Genomic DNA, 23,037 nt, shown 5'->3' with positions numbered 1-23,037 from the left:
GATTTGTGCTTTTTGCTCGTTCACGGAGGTTTATGCTCGCTCATAGACTTTTATGCTCGCGTCATTACAAAACCCACACACTAAAAAACATTGCAGGAGCCACTCTGCAATGTTCGTCTAATACACTTGATGAAGCAAACTTCTCTCATTCTATAAATTGATCACTTTCTTTAGCAGCGAATCTTTTTGCTCAGCCCTTCCCTCTGTCTTCCTCACCTTTCCTGCTACTTCATAAACAACAAGGTCCGGATTTTCCTCTAACAAAAGGGCTGTACTTACCTGACACTCGACCAACAAATAGACAAGATCACCTTCTACTTCTTGCTTTAAGATCTCTACTTCATCTGTTCCATGAAATCCTACAGAAGAGCCAATGACAACATATTCTCCAATAAGCGTCGTATTTGTATCTTCACTGCTTACTTCTTCAGCAATAGTAGCTGAATTTTTCTTTCTTACTAAAGATCGAGGCTGAAGCACATAAGTCAAGTCTTCCACCATGGCGCTTGCTGTTGGAAGTTTTCCTGCACCAGCTCCTTGGATCGTAACTTTTCCTGCTAGGCTCGTGTCCACCATAATCGCATTTTGAACATCTTCCACTCCGTACAATGGATGATCAGCATCGACCAACACGGGTTTTACAGATGAAATGAATTGGTCGCTGTCACGGCGGATCCGCGCCAAATGCTTCACCTTATATCCCCAGTCTTTAAACACAGAGATTTGCTCAGCAGTTACTTCTGTTATCCCTTTTCGTTCTACGTCCTCCCATTTCGGCGTCTCACCAAACGACAACTCGCTAAGAATCATTAACTTATAAAAAGCATCATAACCTTCTATATCACTTGCCGGGTCAGCTTCTGCATACCCAAGTTCTTGGGCAGACTTTAACACTTCATGAAAGGGAAGACCTTTTTCCCTCATATTCGTTAAAATGTAGTTGGATGTACCGTTTAATATAGCTTCAACTGTATGGATCTCATTTACTTGAAGAAGCTGCGAGATGCTGCGAATAATCGGAGTTCCCCCGGCAGTTGTCGCTTCAAATCCCACAAAGCGATTCAGTGTTTCCGCCTTATCAAGCAATGTTCTCCCATGTCTCGCAAACATGACTTTGTTAGCTGTAATTACATGACAACCTTTATCAAGAGCGCGGCTTAAGTAAGTAAAACCAGGCTCTTCTCCCACTATTGCTTCAAACACGACCTCTAATCCTTCAATATTGAGGATTTCATTAAAGTCAGTAGTAATTAAAACATGATCTTCCACTTCACGTTTTTTCGATCCATCTTTTACTAAGATTCCTTCAATCACAACTTCTTGACCGAGCACGGCTTGAAGCTGTTCTTTATGTGTTTTCAGCGCTTCATACACACCTTGGCCAACTGTTCCAAAACCTAGCAGCGCCGCTTTAATAGGTGCCATATTGCAGCCTCCCTTCTTGTCTCAATGCTTCCCTCACATGTGGTCCCCACTTTTCAAATTCAACTAAAAATCCATCATGACCGAAGTCTGTTTCTATAGAATAGTAGGTTCCGAATCTAGTATGTTTTACAAAATTCTCAATCACTTCAGGTGGATATAGAAGATCCCCTTCATAACCAAAAGCATGAACTTCAGCTTGAATTTGTGATGCTGCCCGCTCCCAGCCACCGAGCTTATCCCCAATATCAAAAGCGTTCATAGCGTATAGAAGTGAAACATAACTATCCACATCGAATCTTTTCGTCAACTTTTCCCCCTGATACGTAAGATAAGAATCTACTTGAAAGAACGGTTTACCTTCATCATCTTTTTCTTTGATCTCTCTATTGAATCTCTCGTTAAATAATTTAGGCTGACGGTACGTTAATAAGCCCGCCATACGTGCGATCTCCAAACCTGTCAATTTCTCATCGCCTTTGTAATTGCCGCTCTTATAAACAGGATCACTTTCTATCGCGTGAAGAGCGAGTCTATTATAGGCAACTCCATAATCACTTAAGAAGGGAGTTGCCGCAAAGATAAATACTTTTTCTAAAAAGTATGGAAACTGCACTGCCCATTCAAGTGCCTGCATACCGCCAAGAGATCCCCCCATGACGGCTAGAAGTCTTGGAATTCCTAAAATGCTAAGTGCCTGTCGCTGTGCGCGAACCATATCTCTTACCGTTACAAAAGGAAATGACTTTCCATAGATTTCTCCGGTTTCAGGATTTGTACTTGCTGGACCTGTAGAACCGCTGCATCCTCCGAGCACATTAAATGTGATGACTTGAAATTGGTTTGTGTCGATATAATGATCATGACCAATTAATCCACGCCACCATCCTGGATCTTCCTCTTCACCAAATGCATACTGATTTCCAGTTAACGCGTGGCAAAGTAAGACAACTGGACCTTTTGGGTTTCCCGTTTTTTCAAAAGCTAGTTCTGCATTTAGGATTATCTTACCTGACTCTAAAGCAAAGTCACCGATTCTTATCTTCCCTATCTTTCTCGTGGTCTCAAGCAAGTTTTTGTAACTCACGGGCTTTCAGCTCTCTTCGCAATATTTTTCCGCTGATCTTTGTTTTAGGGAGCTCTTCCACGATTTCAATCTCACGAGGTGCAGCATGTGCAGCTAACTCACCTCTAACAAAGATTCGGATTTCTTCCAAAAGCTCTTTACTCTCGCTAAATCCATCTTTTAACACGATGAAGGCTTTCACGATTTCTCCGCGAATAGGGTCAGGCTTGCCTATTACTCCAGCTTCGGCCACTGCTTTGTGTTCAATCAGCTTGCTTTCAACTTCAAATGGTCCGATTCGTTCTCCTGAAGAATTAATCATGTCATCTGAACGTCCTTGGAAAAAGATATAATCATCTTCGTCTTTTATGGCTAGATCTCCAGAAACATACCATTCACCCCAGCTAAAATAAGAATTATATTTTTCAGGGTTCTGCCAAACCTCTCTCATGATTGCTGGCCATGGGGCCTTGATCGCTAAATGTCCTACAGCGTACGGAGGCAATTCTTTTCCCTCTTCATCCAATACAGTTGCTGTTATTCCAGGAAAAGCTTTTCCCATCGAACCTGGCTTGATCGGCTCTGTTGGAAGGTTTACGATAAGCTGCGCACCAGTTTCAGTCATCCACCATGTATCATGAATTCGTTTACTAAGTACGTTCTTACCCCAAAAGATTACCTCTGGATTTAATGGCTCGCCTACACTCAAAATATGACGAAGCTTTGAAAGGTCATAGTGTTCTGGAAGCTGATTTCCTTTTGCCATCAACATGCGGAACGCAGTTGGTGCACTATACCATACTGTGACACCTGTTTTTTGTAAGGTTTCATACCAGGTTTCTGCTTTAAATCGCCCACCGTGAACAACAATGGTGGCTCCGTTTAATAATGGTGCAAAAACGCCATACACTGTTCCTGTCACCCATCCAGGATGGGCAGTGCACCAATACACATCATCTTCTTGAATATCTAACACCCATCTGCCTGTAAGATATTGCTGAACCATCGCTCGATGAGCATGGATGATTCCTTTAGGTTTTCCAGTAGAACCGGATGTGTAGTGGATGTTTAAACCATGTTCAGGATCTACCCACTCAATCTGACTCTCAGTGTTCTCTACATTCTTCAATTCTTTTGGAAGCGAGATTTCTCCGTTTTCTCCTTCAGCATCTGTTAAAAAAACCGTATGAAGACTCGGAATATCTTCTCTTGGTACTCGCTTATACAACTCTTCATCTGTAATTAAGAACGTTCCTTCACAATCATTGATTCGGTCTCTTACAGCATCTGACATGAATGCTTCAAATAACGGACCCACGATCGCACCTAACTTAATAGCAGCTAACATTGCGATATGACAATGATGGTGTTTTGGCAAGAATACGAATACAAAATCTCCTTTCTTTACACCATGATTTTTCAAAACCGCCGCCCATTGATCAGTCGTTTTCTTTAACTCGTTATAACGAATTTTAATATCCTGTGAGTCGTCAATATAGTGAAGAGCTGTTTTCTCACCTCTTCCTTCTTCAACATGACGGTCTACACATTCATACGCCATATTCGTCTTACCATCACTTCGCCTATTGAATTCTTCAATAAAAGTTTCCCAAGAAAATGCTGTATCCCTTTGGTCTTCTGAAATATTATGATTTCCTTCGACTGGATGAATGGTGGCTAGTTTTGTCATTTCTGTTCACCTGCTGCTTTCTTTTCAACGTTTAATAAATTTAAGATGTGTGCTTTTTGTTTAGAGAGGTAAGCGTCTCCACGGGTTCTGGGTTTTTGTTTTTCCACTGAAACTTCGCTATATACTTCACCTGGCTGCCCTTTTAAGATAAAGATTCGATCACATAAATAAAGTGCTTCATCAATATCGTGAGTTACTAAAATCATCGTCGTTTTCTTTTTTTGCCATATGGATAATAGAAGATCTTGAAGCTGCATTTTTGTAAAAGCATCTAACGCACTGAATGGTTCGTCTAATAATAGAATCTCAGGCTCAGTGATAAGCGCTCTTGCTATTGCTGTCCGCTGTGCCATCCCCCCTGATAAGTCTTTCGGGTAATGGTTCTCAAAATCCGTTAATCCTACTAGATCCAGATACGTTTTATATTTATCCGTATTCCTTTTTTCTTTTTCCAAACCGAATGAAATGTTTTTCTTTACAGACAACCATGGAAGAAGGCGAGGTTCTTGAAACATCATACCGATCTGGTTGTTCGATCCATTCTCTATCGAAATCGTCCCTTCATATTGTTTATCAAGTCCTGATAGCACGCGAAGCAATGTACTTTTTCCACAGCCACTCGTTCCTAGAATTCCAATGATTTCCCCTTCCTGTACAGAAAGATTAATATCTTGAAACCCAGCTGTGTCATGATTAAACGTACGTTTTAAACGATTCACATTCAGCATTTGTTTCCCCTCCTTCTATCCTTGATTGGTTATACTATCTTGCCATTTTAACGAACGGCGTTCGATCCATTTTAGTACGGCATCCGTTATCTTTCCTAAGATTGCAAATAGCAAGATGCTCGCAATTACCGTATCAGGTGAGTACGTGTTCTGACCTACCACAAGCAGATAGCCTAATCCTTCACTTGCACCCATAAGCTCTGCGGCTACTACAAACATCCACCCTAAACCTAAGCCGCTGCGCATACCTGTGATGAATGACGGCAATGCAGCAGGCAGAATAATGCGTTTCGTTAGCTGATAAGGTGTTAACTTATAAATTCTTCCTACCTCGATGAGCTTACGATCCACCCCTTGGATCCCTGCCACAATATTTAAATAGACAGGGAAGAATACACCTACTGCGATTAAAGAAATCTTAGAAGGTTCGCCAATCCCCATCCAAAGAATAAAGAGTGGTACCCAGGCAAGAGAAGGGATAGAACGAATCGCTTGAAACAACGGATCTAAAAGTCTTTCTGCTGTTTTTGCATAACCAACAATCGCACCGATCACGACCGCCGCTACCGTTCCAATCGCAAACCCTAAGAATACCCGGGTCAGTGTAATAGAGATGTGACCAAACAGGGAGCCATCTTGATACATGCTAATTATTTTCTCTAAAATAATGGTTGGTGCAGGCAGCAGGTGCGCAGCTAGTAGTCCCATTCTAGCTGCTATTTCCCACCCAACTAATAAAATGATAGGCAAGATAGAACCAATAAGAATTCCTCTACCTAATTGGAATATGCCTTTAGATGATGAGAGCTTTTGAGGGGAAGCTCTCTGTGCTACTTTCCACTTATGTGTTTCAGAAATCATCGACACTTCCTCCTCTCTCTCCTTATTGTTTGATTACTTTTTCTGCGAACTTCGGATTGATTAATTTCTTTACAAGATCTTCGATGTTAGTATCTTTTTTGACAATCTCTTCTGTTTGGAGAACTTCGCCTGCAGCCGATATAGCTTTTTCGTGCTGTGATCCTGGAACAGGTTCCTCGAAGTTGTTTCGTTGCAGTTGTTTTTTTGCGACATCTTCTTTAATCCCCGCTTCTTCAGATAAAAGTTTTGTTGCTTCCTCTGGATTCTCAATCGTCCATTTCCTTGCTTTTTCGTAAAGTTCAATGACTTGTTCTACTTGTTTCGGGTGGTTCTTTGCAAACTCAGAGCGTACGTTTAACGTGCCATACGTATTAAAATCTGGATTGCGGTAAATATATTGAGCACCGGATTCGATTTCTGCTCTCGCCATATGTGGATCTAATCCAGCCCAAGCATCCACTTGCCCTTTTAATAGAGCATTCGCACCATCTGCATGTTGTAAATTTACGATTTGTACATCCTTTGCAGAAAGGCCGGCATCTGCAAGTGCTCGGAGTAGAAAGATGTGCGGGTCTGTACCAAACGTCGCCGCTATCTTTTTACCTTTCAGATCCTTTACATCTTTAATCTTTGATCCATCTGCCGCGACAAGTGCTGTCCATTCTGGCTGAGAATAGATATAGACTGACTCGATCGGAGCACCCTTGTCTTTTGCGATTAAAGCTGCGGCACCAGCTGTCGATCCAAAATCAACGCTATCTGAATTCAAAAATTCGAGCGCTTTATTACTTCCCTGACTCTGAACCCATTCCACTTCAATGCCATCTTTTTTGAATGTCTCTTCTGCCCAGCCAAACTTTTTGAGTGCTAGACTTGTTGGAGAGTAAAAGGCATAATCAAGTCTAATCTTCTCCGGCTTCTCACCTTCTTTAGCACTGCTGGAACAGCCCGCTAACACTAAAGCGCCTGCTATGCTTAAAGCCAGTGCTGCTTTTTGCCAAATCTTCATCATGTATTTCCCTCCACGTTTCTCTCTTTTTGTATGGCTATTTTTTGAGTTACTCTTGAAAGTCGTTGACTCCCGTTCCAGGAGTCTCACACCTTGCACTACAATCAACAAGCAAAGAATCATTAAAGCAAAACCTAAAAATGAATCGGCTATCTCTATTTTTAAAGTTCACACGCATACGTTGAAATGGTACCTCTTAGTCGTTGTGCTTCTTTATACGTGCATCTGTTATGCACCACATCAATACCAGCTTCTTTCGCGATTTTTGCAGCCTCTGGTGAGATGACACCTTCTTGCAGCCAGAACACTTTTGGTTGTGTGACCGCTGCTTCTTTTGCGAGCTCGATCGCTGCTTCTGGACTTCTAAATACTTGAACAACATCTATCGGAAACGGAATGGATTTTAAATCTGGATACGCTTTTTCATCAAGCACTTCGGTTTCTCTTGGATTAACAGGAACGATCTTATAGCCAAGTCGCTGCATCTTTCTAGCTAATCGATGGCTAGGTCTTGCAGGATTGGAACTGAGTCCCACGATCGCTAGCGTCTTAGGTCGTTGAATTTCCTGTCCATTCTCAACTGCTCTATAAAGTGATGATTGCAATGCCCAACGAATGACACCTTCGTCATTAATCGTGATTTCTGTTTTATCCGCTCCGATTCCTGTAGCCGTTTGTATCGCACGATCAAGATCATTCGTAAGATCTTTTACGGATTCAAGTCCGATCGACAACCGAATTAGTTCTTCTGTTACGCCTGTTGCTACTAATTCGTCTCCGCTCAGCTGTTGATGAGTGGTAGAAGCAGGGTGGATAATCAATGATTTTGCATCACCAACATTTGCAACATGTGACCATAATGAGATGTTGTTAATGACCTTACGTCCTGCATCACGCCCGCCTTTAATTCCAAAGTTTACGATCGAACCAAAACCGTTGCTTAAATATTTTTTCGCAAGCTCATGACTTCTGTGCGAAGAAAGACCAGGATATGAAACCCAATCTACTGCTGGATGTTTTTCCAGATGCTCCGCTACTTCTTGTGCGTTCTTCGCATGTTTTTCTACTCGTAGATGCAGTGTTTCTAAACCTTGTAGAAGGAGAAATGCATTGTGTGGACTTAAACAAGCTCCGAAATCTCGTAAAAGCTGAACGCGTAATTTAGTCGCGAAAGCCAATGTTCCAAAATCATTCGCGTATCTTAATCCGTTATAGCTGTTATCTGGCTCAGTGAATCCTGGGTATTTATCTGAATTCCAATTAAAGCGTCCTCCATCCACTACAACACCGCCAATTGCGGTTCCATGTCCGCCGATCCATTTTGTAGCTGAGTGGATTACGATGTCCGCTCCAAAGCTTATTGGCTTTGTGACATATGGTGTTGCAAATGTATTATCGATAATTAGAGGTACATCGTTTTCATGCGCAATATCTGCCACTGCCTCAATATCTAATACGTTAAGACTGGGGTTCCCGATCGTTTCAGCAAAAAATGCTTTCGTGTTTGGAGTAACCGCGTTTCGGAAGTTCTCTGGATCCTCTGCATCAACAAACTTTACGTTGATTCCGTATTTCGGAAGAGTAGTAGAAAATAGGTTGTAAGTACCTCCGTATAGATTCGTAGCTGCAATAATTTCGTCTCCTGCGTGTGCGATGTTTAAGATGGCAAGCGCGATAGCTGACATACCAGAAGAAGTAGCTACAGCTGCAACACCATCTTCTAGAAGTGCAACTCTTTTCTCAAAAACATCAACAGTTGGATTTCCGATTCGGCTGTAGATGTTTCCTGGCTCATCAAGCGCGAAAAGGCTTTGCGCATGGTCTGTATCAGAAAAAACATAGGAAGTAGTTTGATAGACAGGTACCGCTCGTGATCCTGTCGTTGGGTCAGGCGCTTGGCCCCCATGTAATAGCAATGTTTCAATATCGTATCCGTCAAAAGATTTTGTCATTATAATCGCTCCTTCTCATTATTCAAATAAAATCTATAGGAAAACTAGGGATAAAGATTAATGCTTTTCCCTTTTGCTATATTCAATTTTTAAAATGAAATAAGTGACTAAGTGATGTTTGTGCTTGAAGTATGATAAGGGGAAAAAGAAAAACCCCCTTCCTAAGAAGAGGGTTTTGGTCCTCCTCTTATCTTTCAGATCAAAAAAGATCTGTAGGAATTGGCACCTTTCCAAACCAAATGTGGTTTGTTGGTTGCCGGGCTTCATCGGGCCTAGTCCCTCCGCCTCTCTGGATAAGAGATATTCAAATTATGTTTAACACATTAACGTGCTGATGTTTACTTTGTTCTTGAATAGGATTATAGAGTAAGATGTTTTAGAAAGTCAACCGTTTTTTGAAAAATCATAAAAGTTATACAAATGAATGAGTGTTCAACTGTCAGCTTTGAATTAAGATTATGCCCATGCTATGCCGGTTATGCTAACTTTGTTCCACTTTTTTCATCAAACCATTGAAACTCTTCGATTTTTTTTACAAGTTCCGCTATTCGATTGGCAATGGCTTCTCTTTCTCCGTAACGAATTTTCTGTTCGGACGATAATTCATCAATCTGAAGTAGTTGCCAATGAGTTACAGTTAGATCCGTAAGTTGAATAAACTCTTCTTGTTTCACTCGACGCTTTACATCTAGATCTCCGTTAGAATAACCTTCTAAAAATCCGTCAGCTATTCTTTTCAAACGGTCTTCAAAGCGATCAAATTCATGTCGTGCATAACGCGGTGCATTAAAAAATGTTGGAAACAACGTTCGATAATTATTAAGAAAATTCCCAGCAAGCGAATCTCCGCTATATAAGATTGGTACAGGATCAATCAAACAGACAGTGCCATCTGAATGCAGCAATATATTCTCTGGAGATGTATCTTGATTAGTAAGTACAACCGTATGATCCGTAATCTCTCTATCCTCCATGCAAGCATGTAGGTCTACTAAAGCTGATGAAGAAATGGCCCCCTCATACGTTTCTATAAATTTCTTGAAATCATCTATGTATTCATTGTTTTCTTCTTTCATAGATTCTGAAACATCTGATTGAAATTTGCCTGCAATATGTTTACCGTTCCATGAGAGATAACCAAACCCTTTTAAGCCATGATGTGCAGTATTCATCTTGCGAAAGAACTCACCAACTTCCGCTCCAATATGAAACGCTTCTACAACCGTTAGTTGATCTAGCTTGATTGCTTTCCCCGCATAAGATTCCACGGTAAACGTTCTGCCTTTTTCTACATGATAATTGAAAAAGGCAGGGCAGATTCCTGGTTTAACTTGGTTTGCTAGCTCATAGTATGCTCTAGTCGCTGCATATTCTGAGTGCATGGCTTCTTCATCAAACTCAACGTTCTTTCCATACGCCTCTGTTTTCGGAAAACGAACAACCACAGCATCTCCAGTGCGTAGCTGAACAAGATAAGCAAGATGCCAAGCCCCTTCACCTAAATACTGAACCTGAGTCGGATCTTTAAGTTCCTCTAATCCACTTTTTTGCAGTGCATAATCAATCAAGTCAAATGTCTCTTTCATAAGAAGTTCCTCTTTCTATAATTGAAAATACGTTACATGAAACATATATTCGGTATATGTCGAAAAAAATCCTTTTTTCTTAAGATTAATTGTAGGTCTGAAGTCTTATAGAGGGGTATGAGAGGGGTTCAAGGGGGCATTTCAAAGCGGTGATTCTTGCACTTTTCATATGGCGCTCGTCCAGTGTGCTTGTCAGCCGCTGGACGAGCTTTTTAAGAATTTTACAGAACCAATTGTCATCAATCTACATATGTGACGATTTCTTCTACAGCTTTTCTTGCGAGTTTTTTCGGTTGATCTTGTGGATGTCCAAGTGAAATAACCATGTTGATCTGTTTCTTAGACGGAATTTCTAAAAAGTCTCGAATCGCATCTTGCGCAAGCAATACGGGACCAGTCATCGGGCAAGTCCCTAGTCCGCGCGCATGGGCTGCGAGCATCAAGTTTTGAATCGCCAAGCAGCTGCTCTTGATTCCTTCTTCTTCCCAGACTGATTCTTCGGCAAGTTCGATCGGATCAAATATTTTTTCACGAAACTTAGATTCGTAAGGAGTGGCTAAACAGATAATCAGCACAGGTGCTCCAGAGAACGCCGTTGCATAAGGGCCGAAAGAGCGCGTCAGCAATTTCGCTTCCTTCGTTTTGCCGTTCTCTTCAGCTCTTGCAGCCAATTTATGAATAGCATCCCACGTCATCTCTTCAATTTTCTTTACTTTATCTTTGTTTCGGATCACGATAAATTCCCACGTTTGTGAGTTCGTGTCGCTCGGCGCATAGCGGGCACAATCCATGATTTCATGAATGTCTACTTCAGCAACTGCTTCATCCGTAAACTTTCGGACACTTCTTCTGCCGTGCACGATTTCTTTAAAATCTTCGTATTTCATGATTGTCTCCTCTGGCACATGTATTAGATATTCTAAATGTATTATACAAAAGATTGGAACTCTCTACAAAATACGTAAAAAAACAGTGCCTATTTTGCACTGTTCTCTGGTTCAATTTCTTTTTTAGTTTTTATTCTTAATCCGATTAAAATGAGTGAAGCTCCTAATAATACACTTACAATATGGATAGGATCCATATTAAGTGACTCTTTTTGAACATTTAACTTCTCAACATACATTCCTAGCAGATAGGTACTGATCAGAACGATTAACCCGGCGGTAATTAAACCTGCTTTCACATATGGCTTCATGGTAAAACCACCTTTTCCCTTTTACATTTAACATATTCTTAGGAAAAGATAGAATACCTTTATTCTTTAAAACAAATTTGCATAACTAATTAGCTTTTGCAAGATTCATACGCTCTTCAACAAACGAACGCACTTCATCCTCAGCTTTTTTCTTGATTACAAATTCTACATATCTTTCACCCGTATGAAAGCGAACTAAACCCCAGCTTGGATACCCTGGGTTTTCAGCTTGAAGTCCCGTGATCCAATCCACTGAATCAATCTGATTCCAATCATAAAATTTTGTTGCCGATACAACGCCTTTCTTGCCGATTGCACCGCGCCATATTTGAGTAAAATAAAGCAGTGTTAGGAACACCAGTAAACAAATCATTAAAACATTAACAGGCATCGAAAGTTTCAACAGACCGAATCCTTGTGTGATGATGACCACAATCATAATCTCATGCGTCCAAAAGTTTTTCTGTGTATACTCTCCACTATAAGAAAGTCCATAGACCGGAACAGCTCTTTTTTTGTCTATCACATTTTTCAAAAGGTAATAAACGGCTGCAATGATTCCTATCACGATTAAGATTCCAAAAAACACATTTAAGAAGAGCTCCATGTTTTATCACCCCACATATCTTATATATATAAATACGATTATGTACTGGAAAAAGTTTCAAAACAATAAAAAAGACACCTTCTGAAGGTGCCCTTTAAATCGTGGTTTTATTTTCGTTCAACCATAACTAAGATCTTACCATCTTGTAAATCTTGCATATAACTTTCCGCATCACTTTCCGCAACGTCCATGTTTTGAAGAATTTCCTTCATATCCGCTTCATCATGATCAAACATGGAAGCAAAAGGTCCAGCTGCAAGAAGTGGTCCGATACCTGGTACTCCGAGGCCAGGGACTGCAATCCCTCCGCCAATACCGGTTAGAAAACCAGCAATCGTACCATATGTTGCACTATCTGCATCATCTTCAGTAATTTTTCTTTCGTTTACATGTGTTTCATCGGCAACATGATCAACCATCTCATCATCTTTCGCAACGATTGAAATATCAGATGGATGATATCCTTTTTCGACGAGAGCTTTGATTGCGCCAACCGCTTCTTCTTCTTTTAAATATGTACCGATAATATCTTTTTTCATTTGGTTTCCCTCCAAACGGTTCTTTACAAGTAGGTTCCCCTGTTAAGCATTTTTTAAACGAAACTCAATCCTGCTCGAACCAACCTTTTTTCTTAAACCAAATGGACATAATTGCCCCTAATAAGACCATGAAACCTAGTACATAGAAGTAGCCATTCTTTGTTTGCAGCTCTGGCATGTTTACAAAGTTCATTCCATACAGACCTGCAATGAATGTTAACGGCATGAAAATAGTTGTGATTACAGTTAATGTTTTCATAATATTATTCATACGGTAAGAGTTAAGAGAGATGTAATTATCACGTATATCTGATGTCATCTCTCTGGCTGATGTCATCATATCTGTCAAACGCAATAGATGATCGTATATATCATGAAAATAGGATCTTTCATCCGCATCTAAACCTACTCGTTTTGACTCGAGCATACGATACAGCAACTCACGCATAGGTACAACTGTTTTTCTTAATGTTAAGAGATCTCCTCTTATATCAAAGATCTGGTTAATGATTTTAGGTGCTTCGTCATCTTCATTGCTTTCAATAGAAATTACTCGTTCTTCTAATTCATGCATGATAGGAAAATACATATCTACCAGTTTATCCATAAGCTTGTGAACGAGTTCATTTTTTCCTAGTTCAGGCGGAACACTCTCTAGTCTACTTAAATAATCCCACACAAAATCAATCTCTGGTACGTTTGTTTTATGAAAAGTGACAACACAGTTTTTCGTTGTGAAAATATCAACCTCAGTTGCTTCGAGTGTCTTTTTGTCAAGAGCGTGCACCACATAAAACAGGTGATCTTCATAAAATTCAACCTTTGGTCGTTGCAAGGCATTCACACAGTCCTCAACAGCAAGAGGATGGAAGTCAAAAAAAGTGCGCAATAAATTGGTTTCACCTGATGTCGGACAGTCAAAATCCACCCAGAACCAATCAGGCTTCATTTCATTGATTTGTCTAAACGGCGGATTAATGATTACTTTATGATCGATGATAGCGATTGTTCGGACCATGATTACACCTTCTTTCTCTTATTATCATTTCCCTAATTTCTTTAACTTTTATCAGTGATTTGAAACATTTAAATAGGAATGCGGCATTTATATACAATAAGCTATGCTTTTTATTTTGACAATAAAAAAACGGTCGACTAAATGGTTAATAAACAAGCTGTATTTTTCCTTATTTTGTTAAAATTATAGTTATGTATGAAAGGAGCGATCGTGTTGAAAAAGAGGATCGTGATATCTTTTGTTTTCGTTTTGTTGGTATTTTTAAGTGTCACGATTTATCAATATGTGGTGAAGAAAGATCGTTACTCATCGGTTTCAATAGTTCCCGAGCAGCGCAACGACCTTCCTCTTTATGAAGGATTAGAATTTCAAGAACATCATTACTTGATGAAGGGTAACCATTGGTATGATATCTATGAATTTTATAGAGACTCTCTACCTAGTCATGGCTGGAAGCTCGTTTTTAAACAAGCTTCTATAGAAGGCTGGGGAGGGTTTATGTTGAGATTTGAAAAAAATAATAAAGAACTACATATTGATGGTGGCTGGAACCCATATGCTAACGAAACAGAAACTATATTTGACCTTAACCCTGTTCAACATTAGAAGAAATAGATCAATTAAGCTTAAAAACCCTTAGCCACAAAAACGGCCAAGGGTTTTTACTACGCTTCTTTTTGACTAGTTTCTAGTAATGGTTCATACATCATGATGGCATGATTCTCTGTTACATATTCATCATCGATCTCTTTTCTTTGACGGTTAAATACTTTGCGATGAATAGAGTTATGCCTTAAATATCCACCCCAGTAAGCCGGCGTGATCCAATGTTCTTTTTCATACACTTGATACGATAGCAAAGGTTCTTGGTCTGTCCGCCATTCTCCTACGAGATGAGTATCGGTTAAGTATAGAAGAAGCTGATAAGGCTGATTCGTCGTGTTCTTAATTTGAAGGTCTAGGTAGTTATAAGCACAAGTCGCTCCGCTTCCAAACGGCTGGGTGCGCTTCGAATCTGGAAACACATCATAGCTGTGACGATGTCGCTCTGTTACAGAGAGCGGAGTATGCAACGTCATCCAATAGATTAAGTTCGACAGCTGACAAAGTCCTCCCCCGGTTCCCTTCTTAAACTTTCCGTAAAACAAAACCATACCATCTACGTACCCTTTCGAGCGTGTTGTCGTTCCTATGCTTTTCCAATAAGAAAAAGTCTCCCCAGGCTGGATCACGGTTCCGTTTAAATGTTTGATAGCAATCCTCAGGTTTTTAACTTTGTTATGCTGATACCACATGTCTACATCTTTTAATTTGCGAAGAAGAATAGTCTGATGCGAAAAATGAACAAATGGTAGCTGTTCGCTCTTTCTTGTTTTGGCATAAGTCTTTTCATCGGTAATCCATTCTATATACCTTTTAAACATATAATATTTTTTTCCTAGCGAGATTCGAAAAGCCGAACGCCGCTTCGGGCGCAGGTCAAAATGGTTCATTTATTTACTCCTTTTGCTCAATCTCATTATGGGAAATAAATTGTTTGGGGTCAGACCCCATTTCCCATTATCTTCTAATTCTTCATTTACCATTTATTTTCCTGTGGATTATGCGTTATAGTGTGGATATTGCTTAATAAAATTTTACTTCATAAAGTTTATATTTTATGATGATAGGTAGTTTATTGATTTGGAGGAATTATCGGATGCTCGACAAATCGTTTTTACAGATGAATACCGTGTTTATAAGCATCCTCATCGAAGCACTTCCATTCGTTCTTATTGGTGTGCTCATTGCAGGTGTCATACAGATGTTTGTCACTGAGGAGATGGTGGCACGCATCATGCCCAAAAATAAGATAGGTGCTGTTTTGTTCGGAGCTGTTCTAGGTGCGATTTTTCCCGCATGTGAGTGTGGAATCGTTCCAATCACAAGAAAGCTGATCGAAAAAGGTGTTCCTGTTTTTGCGGCTATACCTTTTATGCTTACCGGTCCGATCATCAACCCCATCGTATTATTCTCGACGTATGTTGCATTCGGCAACAGATGGGATGTCATGATCTACAGAGGTGGACTGGCCATGATTGTTGCTGTCTTATTAGGTTTTATTCTTGCCGTTCAATTTAAAAATGTAAAAGTACTAAAGAATGAAATAGGTGCTGTTTCCCGTCCACCGTTTAACGACGAAATGGCAGCAACGGTTACAGCAACAAAAGTTTCTTTTTATAACAAACTGAAAGGTACGTTCGTCCATGCTGTAGAAGAATTCTTCTCTGTCGGAAAGTATTTAGTGATTGGTGCATTGATTGCAGCGAGTATGCAAACGTACGTGAAAACATCAACACTTCTTGAAATCGGGCAAGGTGAAATATCATCTTCTCTTGTGATGATGGGACTAGCGTTTATACTCTCTCTATGTTCAGAGGCTGATGCTTTCATCGCGTCTTCATTTCAAAGCACGTTTACCATCGGTTCCATCGTTGCGTTTCTTGTTTATGGTCCGATGCTTGATGTGAAGAACGTCCTGATGATGCTAGCTGCATTTAAGAAAAAACTAGTGATAAGTCTTGTTGTATATATTACGATCCTTGTTCTAATCGGATCACTATTTCTATAAGGGAGGTGCACATCCATGATTCGAATCTTGATTTTGATCGGATTCACCTTTTTGTTCATGCATCTGCATGCAACAGGTGATATAAGCAAGTACATTAACATGAAGTATTCGTATATTTCATTCTCAGCCATATTTATTCTTGGCTTTCTTACGCTCGTTCAGTTCTACATTTATGGGAAAAGTGATGATGGTGAACATGCACACGATGATTCATGCACCCCTGATTGTGGTCATGATCATCATAAGAAACCTTCCCGTCTAAAGAATGTAACTGTGAACAGCATACTCATTTTCCCGATCATTTCCGGGTTATTCTTTCCTATCGCTTCTCTTGACTCTGAAACCGTAAAAACGAAAGGGTTCCACTTTAAAGGCCTTGAGAACGAAGGGGATTTTGGTGAGCATCAGTTTCTAAAGCCTGATACGAGTGTTTATTATGGAAAAGAAAGCTATAATTCAATCATGGATAAAGAACTGAAGCCCTTTACTAAAGGAAATCAGGTTGTGCTGAACGATAAGAACTATCTAAAAGGCATGGAGAGTATCTATTATAAACCTGGTATTTTTCTCGGGAAGGATGTTCAGTTCAAAGGGTTTACTTACAATGCAGAAGACGAAGCTGCTAAATCAAACGAACTTTTTCTTCTACGTTTTGGAATCATTCACTGTATTGCCGATTCTGGCGTTTTTGGCATGATGGTGGAATTTCCAAAAGGTACAACATTTCCTAATGACAAATGGATTGAGATTGAGGGAAGTATAGAAACCCAATATTATCAACCATTTAAAGCCGATATCCCTTATGTAAAAGTAAAGGACTGGAAGGAAATCGAGAAACCAAAAGAAGAATATGTATATCGAGGATACTGAGAAAAACCGGACATCTACGTCCGGTTTTTATTCTTTCATTATATATTTTGCGATCGTATTAAATTCACTACGATATCTCCGAGCTGTCTTCCAAGTGATAATCCTTCATCATTATCTACTTTAAAATGAACGCCTGCATATAATCTAGACATCGCACACTCTTCCATGAGCAGGTGGATGCGATTTTTTTCTTGTGGAAAATAATAGCTTAGTATAGGTTCTGAAACTCCAGCCATTACAGCATGTGCAGAGGGATAACCCGGAAACCTTGGAGTCATTAACACCGTTCTTAAGTTTGGGTCATATTGACACGGACGTGCTACATCCCAAAGATATTTAAAATGCCACGTAATTACGAAAGCATCATTGATTGCCGCTTGATAAAACGCTAAAAATCTGGCCGCTTTTGTTGAAGCCAACCCATATGTTTCCATCATTTGAAATACGATTGGAATAATCTGTTTATTCACTTCTCCAGCAGCCCACATTTGTGCAATGCGTATCTGATCTGGTGTTATCTGCTGCATCATCTGTTGCACAATTTGAAGTTCATTGGCCCAATTAATTGAATTAGGATCTTTGATTTTCCATGTGATCTGGTTTCGAAAAGGGTCCAAAAACGCATCACCTTCTCGAGCGATGAAAAACATCGGCCAATTACCTGCTTCTGGGGTTACAGGAGTCGGGGGATTACTCTCGCCCGGATAAGGTATTTTTGACCACCTCAAATAACTTCTCATTTCATCCCCCCTGTTTCATGTATTACCTCATGTTATGTCAATGGACAAAAATTTTAGAACAAGGTAATTGTTTAAACAGTGGTTATACAAACATTTTTTTTGTATTTAAAGAGATTAAGAGTAAATCAAGTTCCTTAAGTGTCGTATAAACATATAATGTTGTATAGTTGGCCAAGCTCTTACAGCTTGTGACAGCTTTTTTAAATGGAAGTTGGTGGATGATTTGAAGAACGTTACAAAAAATGATGTATCCTTTAATGTGTCTGACGATAAACAGTTTGCATACTTTTGGCACACTGTGTTCCCCAATCATTGGGAGGACTTTACATTTAAAGTCTTGGATCATTACTTACATCCTGATCAAAATTATTTAGATATCGGCTCTTGGATCGGACCAACTATACTGTATGCATCAAGTAAAGCAAAACATTCATTTGGTGTTGAACCAGATTCAGTAGCCTATGAAGCATTGAAAACAAATATTACGTTAAACCTAGAACTCAAACAAAAAATCACGCCTATCAACAAAGCCCTATCCTATAAGTCAGGAACGATGAACTTATATAAAAGAACACGATTTGGTGATTCTAGTTCAAGTCTCGTTCGATCATTGTCAGATGATTTTCAATCCGTTTCAGTAAGTACCCTGAAAGACTTGCTGAAGGATTATCAGATTACCAATCTGTCACTCATCAAAATGGATATTGAAGGCGGTGAATATCTACTCATACCCTCTATGCGGAAATATTTAAAACGGTACAAGCCACCGCTTTACCTATCTCTTCATCCTGAATTTTTAAAAAGCTCGATGAGAAAGAGATGTCCTGACACTTCAGAAAAGAAACTACAAAAAGCCTATCAAAAGAAAGTAAAAAAACTTATTCAAAGCTTAGATATGTATGATTATATTTATGCGTCATCCTCAGTAAGGATTGAAAAATCAAAATTGCTTCAAGCCCTTTTAATGGATGATGATCCAATAGAACTACTTTTCACAACTACTGCCTTTAAAATTTAAAAACTGTTTAGGTGTTGGCTAATGCGCACCTTTTTTTATTTATCCCCTCTATTCAGCCAACGTTTCTTTTGGTATCATTTTCCTTAAAATATGGGGAGCTGATGTTTGATGACTTCGCTTAAACAATCGTTTAACTTTGTTGCCGATTCATATGAGAAATACCGGCCGACTTATCCAACAAAGCTTTTCGCAGATATTATACGGTATGCAAACCTTCATGCAGATCATAATTCTTTGGAGGTAGGAAGTGGAACGGGAAAAGCTACAGAAGGTTTTGTAAAACAAGGCATCTCAAAAATCACATGTATTGAACATGGACAAAACCTAGTTGAGCTGACTCGAAAAAAGTTTTCATCGTCTCCAACTCTTCACGTGATTCACTCTAGTTTTGAAGACTGGAATCATCCAGAAAACGACAAATTTGACCTAGTTTATTCTGGAACAGCCTTTCACTTTATTCCTCAAGAGACTGGGTATCGAAAAGCAGCTTCACTTTTAAAAGTTAATGGGGTACTAGCGCTCTTTTGGTTTATTCACATTCCTTCTTTTGAACCTGTCTACCAATCAATACGTAAAGCTTATGATTTATTTGCTCCTCATTTAGAAGACAGCAGTGCTCCTACACTAGCAGAATTTATTGAGAAGCGAAACGAACTTACGCTGCAGTCAGGTGCTTTTAAAGATTTAAGCACACATACTTATACGTGGAACCAAACCTATACCGCCAAAGAATATGTAGGGCTATTAGATACACATTCTGGTCACCAACTGTTGCCTCCAGAACAAAAAGAACTCCTCTATCAAGAAATAGAGAAAGCAATTTTGGAGGAAGGTTCAGGGATCATCTCTAAAAAACATGCAGTTGCATTATTTCTAGCCAAAAAGAAAGACGTATAGTTTTATAATAAAGTATTATCAATTGAATAATTCATTTAGATCCCCTTCAAATGTCCTGTTTTCACTTTGTTCGATTCATTCCTAGGAAAGCTGTACTATTGTTTCGACAATAAAGAGGATATTTATCGATTGAGAGAGAATTATGGAGAAAACCTAGAAGGGAGGAAAAGAAAATGAGTGAAGTGATCATCCGTCATCTTGTGAAACGTCATTTCACAAAGAAAAACATACAAGATCAGCATCTTCAACAGCTGCTTGTCCATTTTCTTCTTTCAGCAAGGAAAGACAAACATTAAAAAAGATAAAGATATCGCCATCATATAATCCTTTATTAAACAAGAGTATCTGATTTAGCAGATACTCTTTCTTATTTATGTGAATTTAGTGCTTTCGTTAATATTTTTAGAGCTTGCATGATCGTGTTTTTTTCAAATTCAGAGAGTCCTTCAATATTTTGATTTAGACGTGTGCTTAAAATCATATTCAAATGTGATAACGTATGCACGCCTTTTTCTGTTAATACAAGGAAAAAAATTCTTCTGTCACTAGGATTCACTCTTTTTTCCACAAGACCTATTTTTACTAAAGACTGCACTTGCCTGCTGAATGTCGTAATATCAACACCAACGTTATCTGCGATCTGTTGCATGGTAGGCTGTGAGTGTTTGCTAATTTCATAAAGGATATGACTATGTGCTAATGTTAAATTTTCTTCTACTAAACGACAGCTGTTCTTTTGCAACGTTTCATATTTTCTACTCAAATTCTGCAGTAGATCTCTGACATCCTCCATAAATAAACACCACCTTAATTTCACTATAAGGCATACTTCTGAAAATTTAAATAATTTTAAAGAATTATCCATTTATGTTAAATAGGTATTTCAACCTAATTACATACCCGAAAACGGCGTTATTTTTGACGCGTTATGTAGATTCAAAAAAGATTTTGGTAAAAAAGACTCATTCATATGCAAGTATTTAGGTTTAGTTACCATTCTATACGGGTACCCCATAATTATAGAGAAAAAATGTGTGAATAAATTGTTTGGGGGTATCATTGAATATGTACAGAGTGGAGCAGAAACGCAGCAAATTAGGTATGTGGCTCGAACAGCATAATAAAGATACTGATTGGTTGACCCGAACGTCTGGTATCGAAAGACAAATGATAGAAGAGCTCGCCTACAATCCAAATAAAAATCCAAGAATGATATGTATACGAAAGATATTATATGCGGTAAAAAAGGTTGAACCTACAACTAAACTCAGTGATTTATGGGATATGAACTAATACAAGCACCTCAGACTAAAATGAGGTGCTTGTTTTTTTATGTTACTCCAATAAATGTTCTACTTTTGTCTTCATAGATCCTATCACTGTTCTTTTGTAACGAAAAGCAAGCAAGAGTACTTTTAATCGTTGACTAAATGACAGTTCATGAAAACCCGGATTCTCTTTTAGGAAACACTTTATGATCGAAAGCGCGGCTGGACTCACCCTCTTGCATAATTTCTTATCTTGTTCCTTCCTACCCATACCTCTTAAGCTCTGTAAGAAATTCTTTATTTCTGTTTTTCTAGGTTGTTCATCAATGATACATAGCGCGTATTTATTTTTTGTGTGCTTCGTTAAATATTCAAAACGGTCATTTCCGCAAATAATACTGAATCGATTCTTCTTATCTTTCTTGACTACAAGCATATGCATAGAATCCCACATTCTATTTTTAAGCATCTTTACATGATCTGTTAAGTTAATCGCATGATTCGGCTTAATTTTAGTTAGATGAATATATTGAACATTCAACTTCATCTCATATCTCCTTCTTTCTAATGGAGTCATCATGTATGTATAGTATGAAAGTAAGTGTGTAAAAGGTGCCTATAGATGTTCGTCTGATTTGTTATTAAAGATTACCTGGATTTGTTTGAAATGTTAAGAGTATGTGCCTAGAATGGTAATCAACTACCCTAGGAAAGCGATGATTACAGCCTAGCCTCAAGTAAAAAAAGTCACTCTCCGCACGTTTTTTAACGTAGCGAGGAGTGACTCTTGAGTGTTTTTATGCTGCTCTATTTTTTCGAATGAAATTACGAATATCACGATTTCCGATAAACTTCTTAGACTGTTCACACCATAGCTTAAACGTTAATGATTTTAAGCTAGTAAGAAGCGTGAGGGTTGGTACATCTTGTAGTCTCGGATCACTTTTGTGTGCTTTTTCCAAGTGGTAGTTCGGCACACGAGAATTCAAATGGTGCACATGGTGAAATCCGATGTTCCCTGTAAACCATTGTAATACTTTTGGCAGCTTATAGAACGAACTTCCTTTAAGAGCTGCTTCAACATAGTTCCATTTTTCATTATGTTCAAAATAACCATCTTCAAACTGATGCTGAACATAAAACAACCATACGCCTGAAAAAGTAGCAATGTAGAAGATCGGCAGTTCAACCAATAAGAAAGCTTTCCATCCGATCGTAAATCCAACAGCTAATACGATCGTTACTAGTGCGATATTCGTTAACCAAACATGCACTTTTTCTTTCTTTGAAGCATTCTTTGCATTAAATCGATAATCGATCAAGAAAATATATAGTGGTCCAATCAAAAAGAGCACGATCGGATTTCGGTATGTTCTGTATTGTAACCGTTTAAACCAAGAAGCTTCTGCGTACTCTTGAAGCGTCATTGTCCATACATCACCAACTCCACGTTTCTCAAGGTTTCCGTTCGTGGCATGGTGTGTTGCATGGCTATTCTTCCACTGTTCATACGAACAAAACGTAAACAAACCTGTAAAAATACCCACGATCTGATTGGCTTTTCTGCTTTTGAAAAAAGAATAGTGTGTGCAATCATGAAAAATGATAAATGTTCGAACTAAAAAGCCGGCTGCCGGTACTGCACAAAGCAGTGTTAACCAAAATGATATATTTAAACTCAAATAAGCCAAAACCCATAAAATCAAGAATGGTCCTACTGAATTAACTAACTGCCATACACTTGCTGAGATACGCGGGCGCTCAAATGGTGCTAATTTTTTCTTCCATTCACGAATGTCGTACTTCGAATGTTCGCTCATTAAATCAGTCTCCTTTAACTTCACATCTTCCCTATCTTATCACATATTTTGAATTTAGCACCCACCTATATTTGTCGAATTGTGAACTTATTATATGACTTGGTACTAAAACCACGTAAAAACCGGCCTCTCACAAG

The 23,037-nt window shown here is 39.0% G+C and carries 25 protein-coding genes and 1 riboswitch; of the genes, 7 read left to right on the top strand and 18 right to left on the bottom strand.

All coding sequences use genetic code 11. From position 1 onward, the window contains the following. Positions 1–150: 150 nt before the first annotated feature. From IHV10_RS01615 to corA, 13 genes are all read right to left on the bottom strand, one after another. Positions 151–1,425 carry a homoserine dehydrogenase gene (locus IHV10_RS01615; RefSeq protein WP_197127023.1) on the bottom strand — a complete coding sequence of 425 codons (1,275 nt, stop codon included), beginning with the start codon at positions 1,423–1,425 and terminating at the stop codon, positions 151–153. After that, the gene (metX, locus tag IHV10_RS01610) at positions 1,412–2,494 is read right to left on the bottom strand and encodes a homoserine O-acetyltransferase MetX (RefSeq protein ID WP_197127022.1); all 1,083 of its coding nucleotides are present in this window, start codon (positions 2,492–2,494) and stop codon (positions 1,412–1,414) included. Before metX ends, IHV10_RS01615 begins: the two co-directional genes overlap by 14 nt. Beyond that, positions 2,487–4,178, bottom strand: a complete 1,692-nt coding sequence (gene acsA, locus IHV10_RS01605; RefSeq protein WP_197127021.1) for an acetate--CoA ligase — start codon at positions 4,176–4,178, stop codon at positions 2,487–2,489. Before acsA ends, metX begins: the two co-directional genes overlap by 8 nt. Beyond that, entirely contained in the window at positions 4,175–4,906 is a 732-nt protein-coding gene (locus IHV10_RS01600) for an ABC transporter ATP-binding protein (protein ID WP_197127020.1), read from the bottom strand. The genes acsA and IHV10_RS01600 overlap by 4 nt, the downstream gene beginning before the upstream one ends. Before the next feature lie 15 nt (positions 4,907–4,921). Next, complete coding sequence (locus IHV10_RS01595; protein ID WP_197127019.1) at positions 4,922–5,767, bottom strand: ABC transporter permease; 846 nt, start codon at positions 5,765–5,767, stop codon at positions 4,922–4,924. Positions 5,768–5,789: 22 nt separating this feature from the next. Then, a complete protein-coding gene (locus tag IHV10_RS01590; protein ID WP_197127018.1) occupies positions 5,790–6,779 on the bottom strand; it encodes an aliphatic sulfonate ABC transporter substrate-binding protein in 990 nt (329 codons plus the stop codon). A 158-nt stretch (positions 6,780–6,937) separates the two neighbouring features. After that, a complete protein-coding gene (locus tag IHV10_RS01585) occupies positions 6,938–8,728 on the bottom strand; it encodes a PLP-dependent aspartate aminotransferase family protein (protein ID WP_197127017.1) in 1,791 nt (596 codons plus the stop codon). Between the two features lie 184 nt (positions 8,729–8,912). Then, positions 8,913–9,028: riboswitch (SAM riboswitch) on the bottom strand. 176 nt (positions 9,029–9,204) lie between these two features. Continuing rightward, a complete protein-coding gene (locus tag IHV10_RS01580) occupies positions 9,205–10,314 on the bottom strand; it encodes a hypothetical protein (RefSeq protein WP_197127016.1) in 1,110 nt (369 codons plus the stop codon). A gap of 239 nt (positions 10,315–10,553) precedes the next feature. Next, positions 10,554–11,201 (bottom strand): nitroreductase family protein, encoded by a 648-nt coding sequence (locus IHV10_RS01575; RefSeq protein ID WP_197127015.1) that lies wholly within the window; start codon positions 11,199–11,201, stop codon positions 10,554–10,556. A gap of 89 nt (positions 11,202–11,290) precedes the next feature. Then, positions 11,291–11,512: a hypothetical protein gene (locus tag IHV10_RS01570; protein ID WP_197127014.1), complete on the bottom strand. Its 222-nt coding sequence runs from the start codon at positions 11,510–11,512 to the stop codon at positions 11,291–11,293. 85 nt (positions 11,513–11,597) lie between these two features. After that, positions 11,598–12,119 (bottom strand): hypothetical protein, encoded by a 522-nt coding sequence (locus IHV10_RS01565; protein ID WP_197127013.1) that lies wholly within the window; start codon positions 12,117–12,119, stop codon positions 11,598–11,600. Positions 12,120–12,226: 107 nt separating this feature from the next. Then, positions 12,227–12,658, bottom strand: a complete 432-nt coding sequence (locus IHV10_RS01560; protein WP_197127012.1) for a general stress protein — start codon at positions 12,656–12,658, stop codon at positions 12,227–12,229. Between the two features lie 64 nt (positions 12,659–12,722). After that, positions 12,723–13,676: a magnesium/cobalt transporter CorA gene (gene corA / locus IHV10_RS01555; protein WP_197127011.1), complete on the bottom strand. Its 954-nt coding sequence runs from the start codon at positions 13,674–13,676 to the stop codon at positions 12,723–12,725. 213 nt (positions 13,677–13,889) lie between these two features. Here corA and IHV10_RS01550 point away from each other — a divergent pair, with 213 nt between their 5' ends. Continuing rightward, positions 13,890–14,282 (top strand): hypothetical protein, encoded by a 393-nt coding sequence (locus IHV10_RS01550; protein WP_197127010.1) that lies wholly within the window; start codon positions 13,890–13,892, stop codon positions 14,280–14,282. A gap of 59 nt (positions 14,283–14,341) precedes the next feature. Here the strand turns inward: IHV10_RS01550 and IHV10_RS01545 are convergent, their stop codons facing one another. Further along, positions 14,342–15,169 carry a VanW family protein gene (locus tag IHV10_RS01545; protein ID WP_197127009.1) on the bottom strand — a complete coding sequence of 276 codons (828 nt, stop codon included), beginning with the start codon at positions 15,167–15,169 and terminating at the stop codon, positions 14,342–14,344. 206 nt (positions 15,170–15,375) lie between these two features. On the opposite strand from IHV10_RS01545, the gene IHV10_RS01540 reads away from it, so the two are divergent. Continuing rightward, on the top strand, positions 15,376–16,287 hold the full coding sequence (locus IHV10_RS01540) for a permease (RefSeq protein WP_197127008.1): 912 nt from the start codon (positions 15,376–15,378) through the stop codon (positions 16,285–16,287). Positions 16,288–16,302: 15 nt separating this feature from the next. After that, positions 16,303–17,157 carry a TIGR03943 family putative permease subunit gene (locus IHV10_RS01535; RefSeq protein ID WP_197127007.1) on the top strand — a complete coding sequence of 285 codons (855 nt, stop codon included), beginning with the start codon at positions 16,303–16,305 and terminating at the stop codon, positions 17,155–17,157. Between the two features lie 38 nt (positions 17,158–17,195). Here the strand turns inward: IHV10_RS01535 and IHV10_RS01530 are convergent, their stop codons facing one another. Then, the gene (locus tag IHV10_RS01530) at positions 17,196–17,897 is read right to left on the bottom strand and encodes a vanadium-dependent haloperoxidase (protein ID WP_197127006.1); all 702 of its coding nucleotides are present in this window, start codon (positions 17,895–17,897) and stop codon (positions 17,196–17,198) included. 223 nt (positions 17,898–18,120) lie between these two features. Here IHV10_RS01530 and IHV10_RS01525 point away from each other — a divergent pair, with 223 nt between their 5' ends. The 3 genes from IHV10_RS01525 to IHV10_RS22920 all read left to right on the top strand — a co-directional run bounded on the left by IHV10_RS01525 (position 18,121) and on the right by IHV10_RS22920 (position 20,108). Then, positions 18,121–18,915 carry an FkbM family methyltransferase gene (locus tag IHV10_RS01525; RefSeq protein WP_197127005.1) on the top strand — a complete coding sequence of 265 codons (795 nt, stop codon included), beginning with the start codon at positions 18,121–18,123 and terminating at the stop codon, positions 18,913–18,915. A 108-nt stretch (positions 18,916–19,023) separates the two neighbouring features. Further along, positions 19,024–19,812 (top strand): class I SAM-dependent methyltransferase, encoded by a 789-nt coding sequence (locus IHV10_RS01520; protein WP_197127004.1) that lies wholly within the window; start codon positions 19,024–19,026, stop codon positions 19,810–19,812. A gap of 173 nt (positions 19,813–19,985) precedes the next feature. Continuing rightward, positions 19,986–20,108 carry a hypothetical protein gene (locus tag IHV10_RS22920; protein WP_255520062.1) on the top strand — a complete coding sequence of 41 codons (123 nt, stop codon included), beginning with the start codon at positions 19,986–19,988 and terminating at the stop codon, positions 20,106–20,108. A 71-nt stretch (positions 20,109–20,179) separates the two neighbouring features. Here IHV10_RS22920 and IHV10_RS01515 read toward each other — a convergent pair whose 3' ends face one another. Next, on the bottom strand, positions 20,180–20,605 hold the full coding sequence (locus IHV10_RS01515) for a MarR family winged helix-turn-helix transcriptional regulator (protein ID WP_197127003.1): 426 nt from the start codon (positions 20,603–20,605) through the stop codon (positions 20,180–20,182). A gap of 266 nt (positions 20,606–20,871) precedes the next feature. Between IHV10_RS01515 and IHV10_RS01510 the strand changes: the two genes are divergently transcribed. Continuing rightward, the gene (locus IHV10_RS01510; protein ID WP_197127002.1) at positions 20,872–21,105 is read left to right on the top strand and encodes a hypothetical protein; all 234 of its coding nucleotides are present in this window, start codon (positions 20,872–20,874) and stop codon (positions 21,103–21,105) included. A gap of 42 nt (positions 21,106–21,147) precedes the next feature. Here IHV10_RS01510 and IHV10_RS01505 read toward each other — a convergent pair whose 3' ends face one another. After that, positions 21,148–21,627 (bottom strand): hypothetical protein, encoded by a 480-nt coding sequence (locus tag IHV10_RS01505; RefSeq protein ID WP_197127001.1) that lies wholly within the window; start codon positions 21,625–21,627, stop codon positions 21,148–21,150. Positions 21,628–21,877: 250 nt separating this feature from the next. Next, the gene (locus IHV10_RS01500; protein WP_197127000.1) at positions 21,878–22,900 is read right to left on the bottom strand and encodes a fatty acid desaturase; all 1,023 of its coding nucleotides are present in this window, start codon (positions 22,898–22,900) and stop codon (positions 21,878–21,880) included. Positions 22,901–23,037: the final 137 nt, after the last annotated feature.

The organism is Fictibacillus sp. 5RED26 (assembly GCF_015903895.1).
GTDB classification, from domain to species: Bacteria; Bacillota; Bacilli; order Bacillales; family Fictibacillaceae; genus Fictibacillus; species Fictibacillus phosphorivorans.
This window is presented reverse-complemented; position numbering and strand designations above follow the sequence as displayed.

What these genes read in the sequence shown, in the direction of transcription:
- IHV10_RS01600 (WP_197127020.1), bottom strand. Translation starts at nt 4,906, where the DNA reads ATGCTGAATGTGAATCGTTTAAAACGTACGTTTAATCATGACACAGCT.
- IHV10_RS01575 (WP_197127015.1), bottom strand. Translation starts at nt 11,201, where the DNA reads ATGAAATACGAAGATTTTAAAGAAATCGTGCACGGCAGAAGAAGTGTC.
- IHV10_RS01570 (WP_197127014.1), bottom strand. Translation starts at nt 11,512, where the DNA reads ATGAAGCCATATGTGAAAGCAGGTTTAATTACCGCCGGGTTAATCGTT.
- IHV10_RS01560 (WP_197127012.1), bottom strand. Translation starts at nt 12,658, where the DNA reads ATGAAAAAAGATATTATCGGTACATATTTAAAAGAAGAAGAAGCGGTT.
- IHV10_RS01540 (WP_197127008.1), top strand. Translation starts at nt 15,376, where the DNA reads ATGCTCGACAAATCGTTTTTACAGATGAATACCGTGTTTATAAGCATC.
- IHV10_RS01500 (WP_197127000.1), bottom strand. Translation starts at nt 22,900, where the DNA reads ATGAGCGAACATTCGAAGTACGACATTCGTGAATGGAAGAAAAAATTA.
- IHV10_RS01595 (WP_197127019.1), bottom strand. Translation starts at nt 5,767, where the DNA reads ATGATTTCTGAAACACATAAGTGGAAAGTAGCACAGAGAGCTTCCCCT.
- IHV10_RS01590 (WP_197127018.1), bottom strand. Translation starts at nt 6,779, where the DNA reads ATGATGAAGATTTGGCAAAAAGCAGCACTGGCTTTAAGCATAGCAGGC.
- IHV10_RS01535 (WP_197127007.1), top strand. Translation starts at nt 16,303, where the DNA reads ATGATTCGAATCTTGATTTTGATCGGATTCACCTTTTTGTTCATGCAT.
- IHV10_RS01615 (WP_197127023.1), bottom strand. Translation starts at nt 1,425, where the DNA reads ATGGCACCTATTAAAGCGGCGCTGCTAGGTTTTGGAACAGTTGGCCAA.
- acsA (WP_197127021.1), bottom strand. Translation starts at nt 4,178, where the DNA reads ATGACAAAACTAGCCACCATTCATCCAGTCGAAGGAAATCATAATATT.
- IHV10_RS01505 (WP_197127001.1), bottom strand. Translation starts at nt 21,627, where the DNA reads ATGAAGTTGAATGTTCAATATATTCATCTAACTAAAATTAAGCCGAAT.
- IHV10_RS01585 (WP_197127017.1), bottom strand. Translation starts at nt 8,728, where the DNA reads ATGACAAAATCTTTTGACGGATACGATATTGAAACATTGCTATTACAT.
- IHV10_RS01515 (WP_197127003.1), bottom strand. Translation starts at nt 20,605, where the DNA reads ATGGAGGATGTCAGAGATCTACTGCAGAATTTGAGTAGAAAATATGAA.
- IHV10_RS01565 (WP_197127013.1), bottom strand. Translation starts at nt 12,119, where the DNA reads ATGGAGCTCTTCTTAAATGTGTTTTTTGGAATCTTAATCGTGATAGGA.
- IHV10_RS01580 (WP_197127016.1), bottom strand. Translation starts at nt 10,314, where the DNA reads ATGAAAGAGACATTTGACTTGATTGATTATGCACTGCAAAAAAGTGGA.
- IHV10_RS01520 (WP_197127004.1), top strand. Translation starts at nt 19,024, where the DNA reads ATGACTTCGCTTAAACAATCGTTTAACTTTGTTGCCGATTCATATGAG.
- IHV10_RS01530 (WP_197127006.1), bottom strand. Translation starts at nt 17,897, where the DNA reads ATGAGAAGTTATTTGAGGTGGTCAAAAATACCTTATCCGGGCGAGAGT.
- IHV10_RS22920 (WP_255520062.1), top strand. Translation starts at nt 19,986, where the DNA reads ATGAGTGAAGTGATCATCCGTCATCTTGTGAAACGTCATTTCACAAAG.
- corA (WP_197127011.1), bottom strand. Translation starts at nt 13,676, where the DNA reads ATGGTCCGAACAATCGCTATCATCGATCATAAAGTAATCATTAATCCG.
- IHV10_RS01545 (WP_197127009.1), bottom strand. Translation starts at nt 15,169, where the DNA reads ATGAACCATTTTGACCTGCGCCCGAAGCGGCGTTCGGCTTTTCGAATC.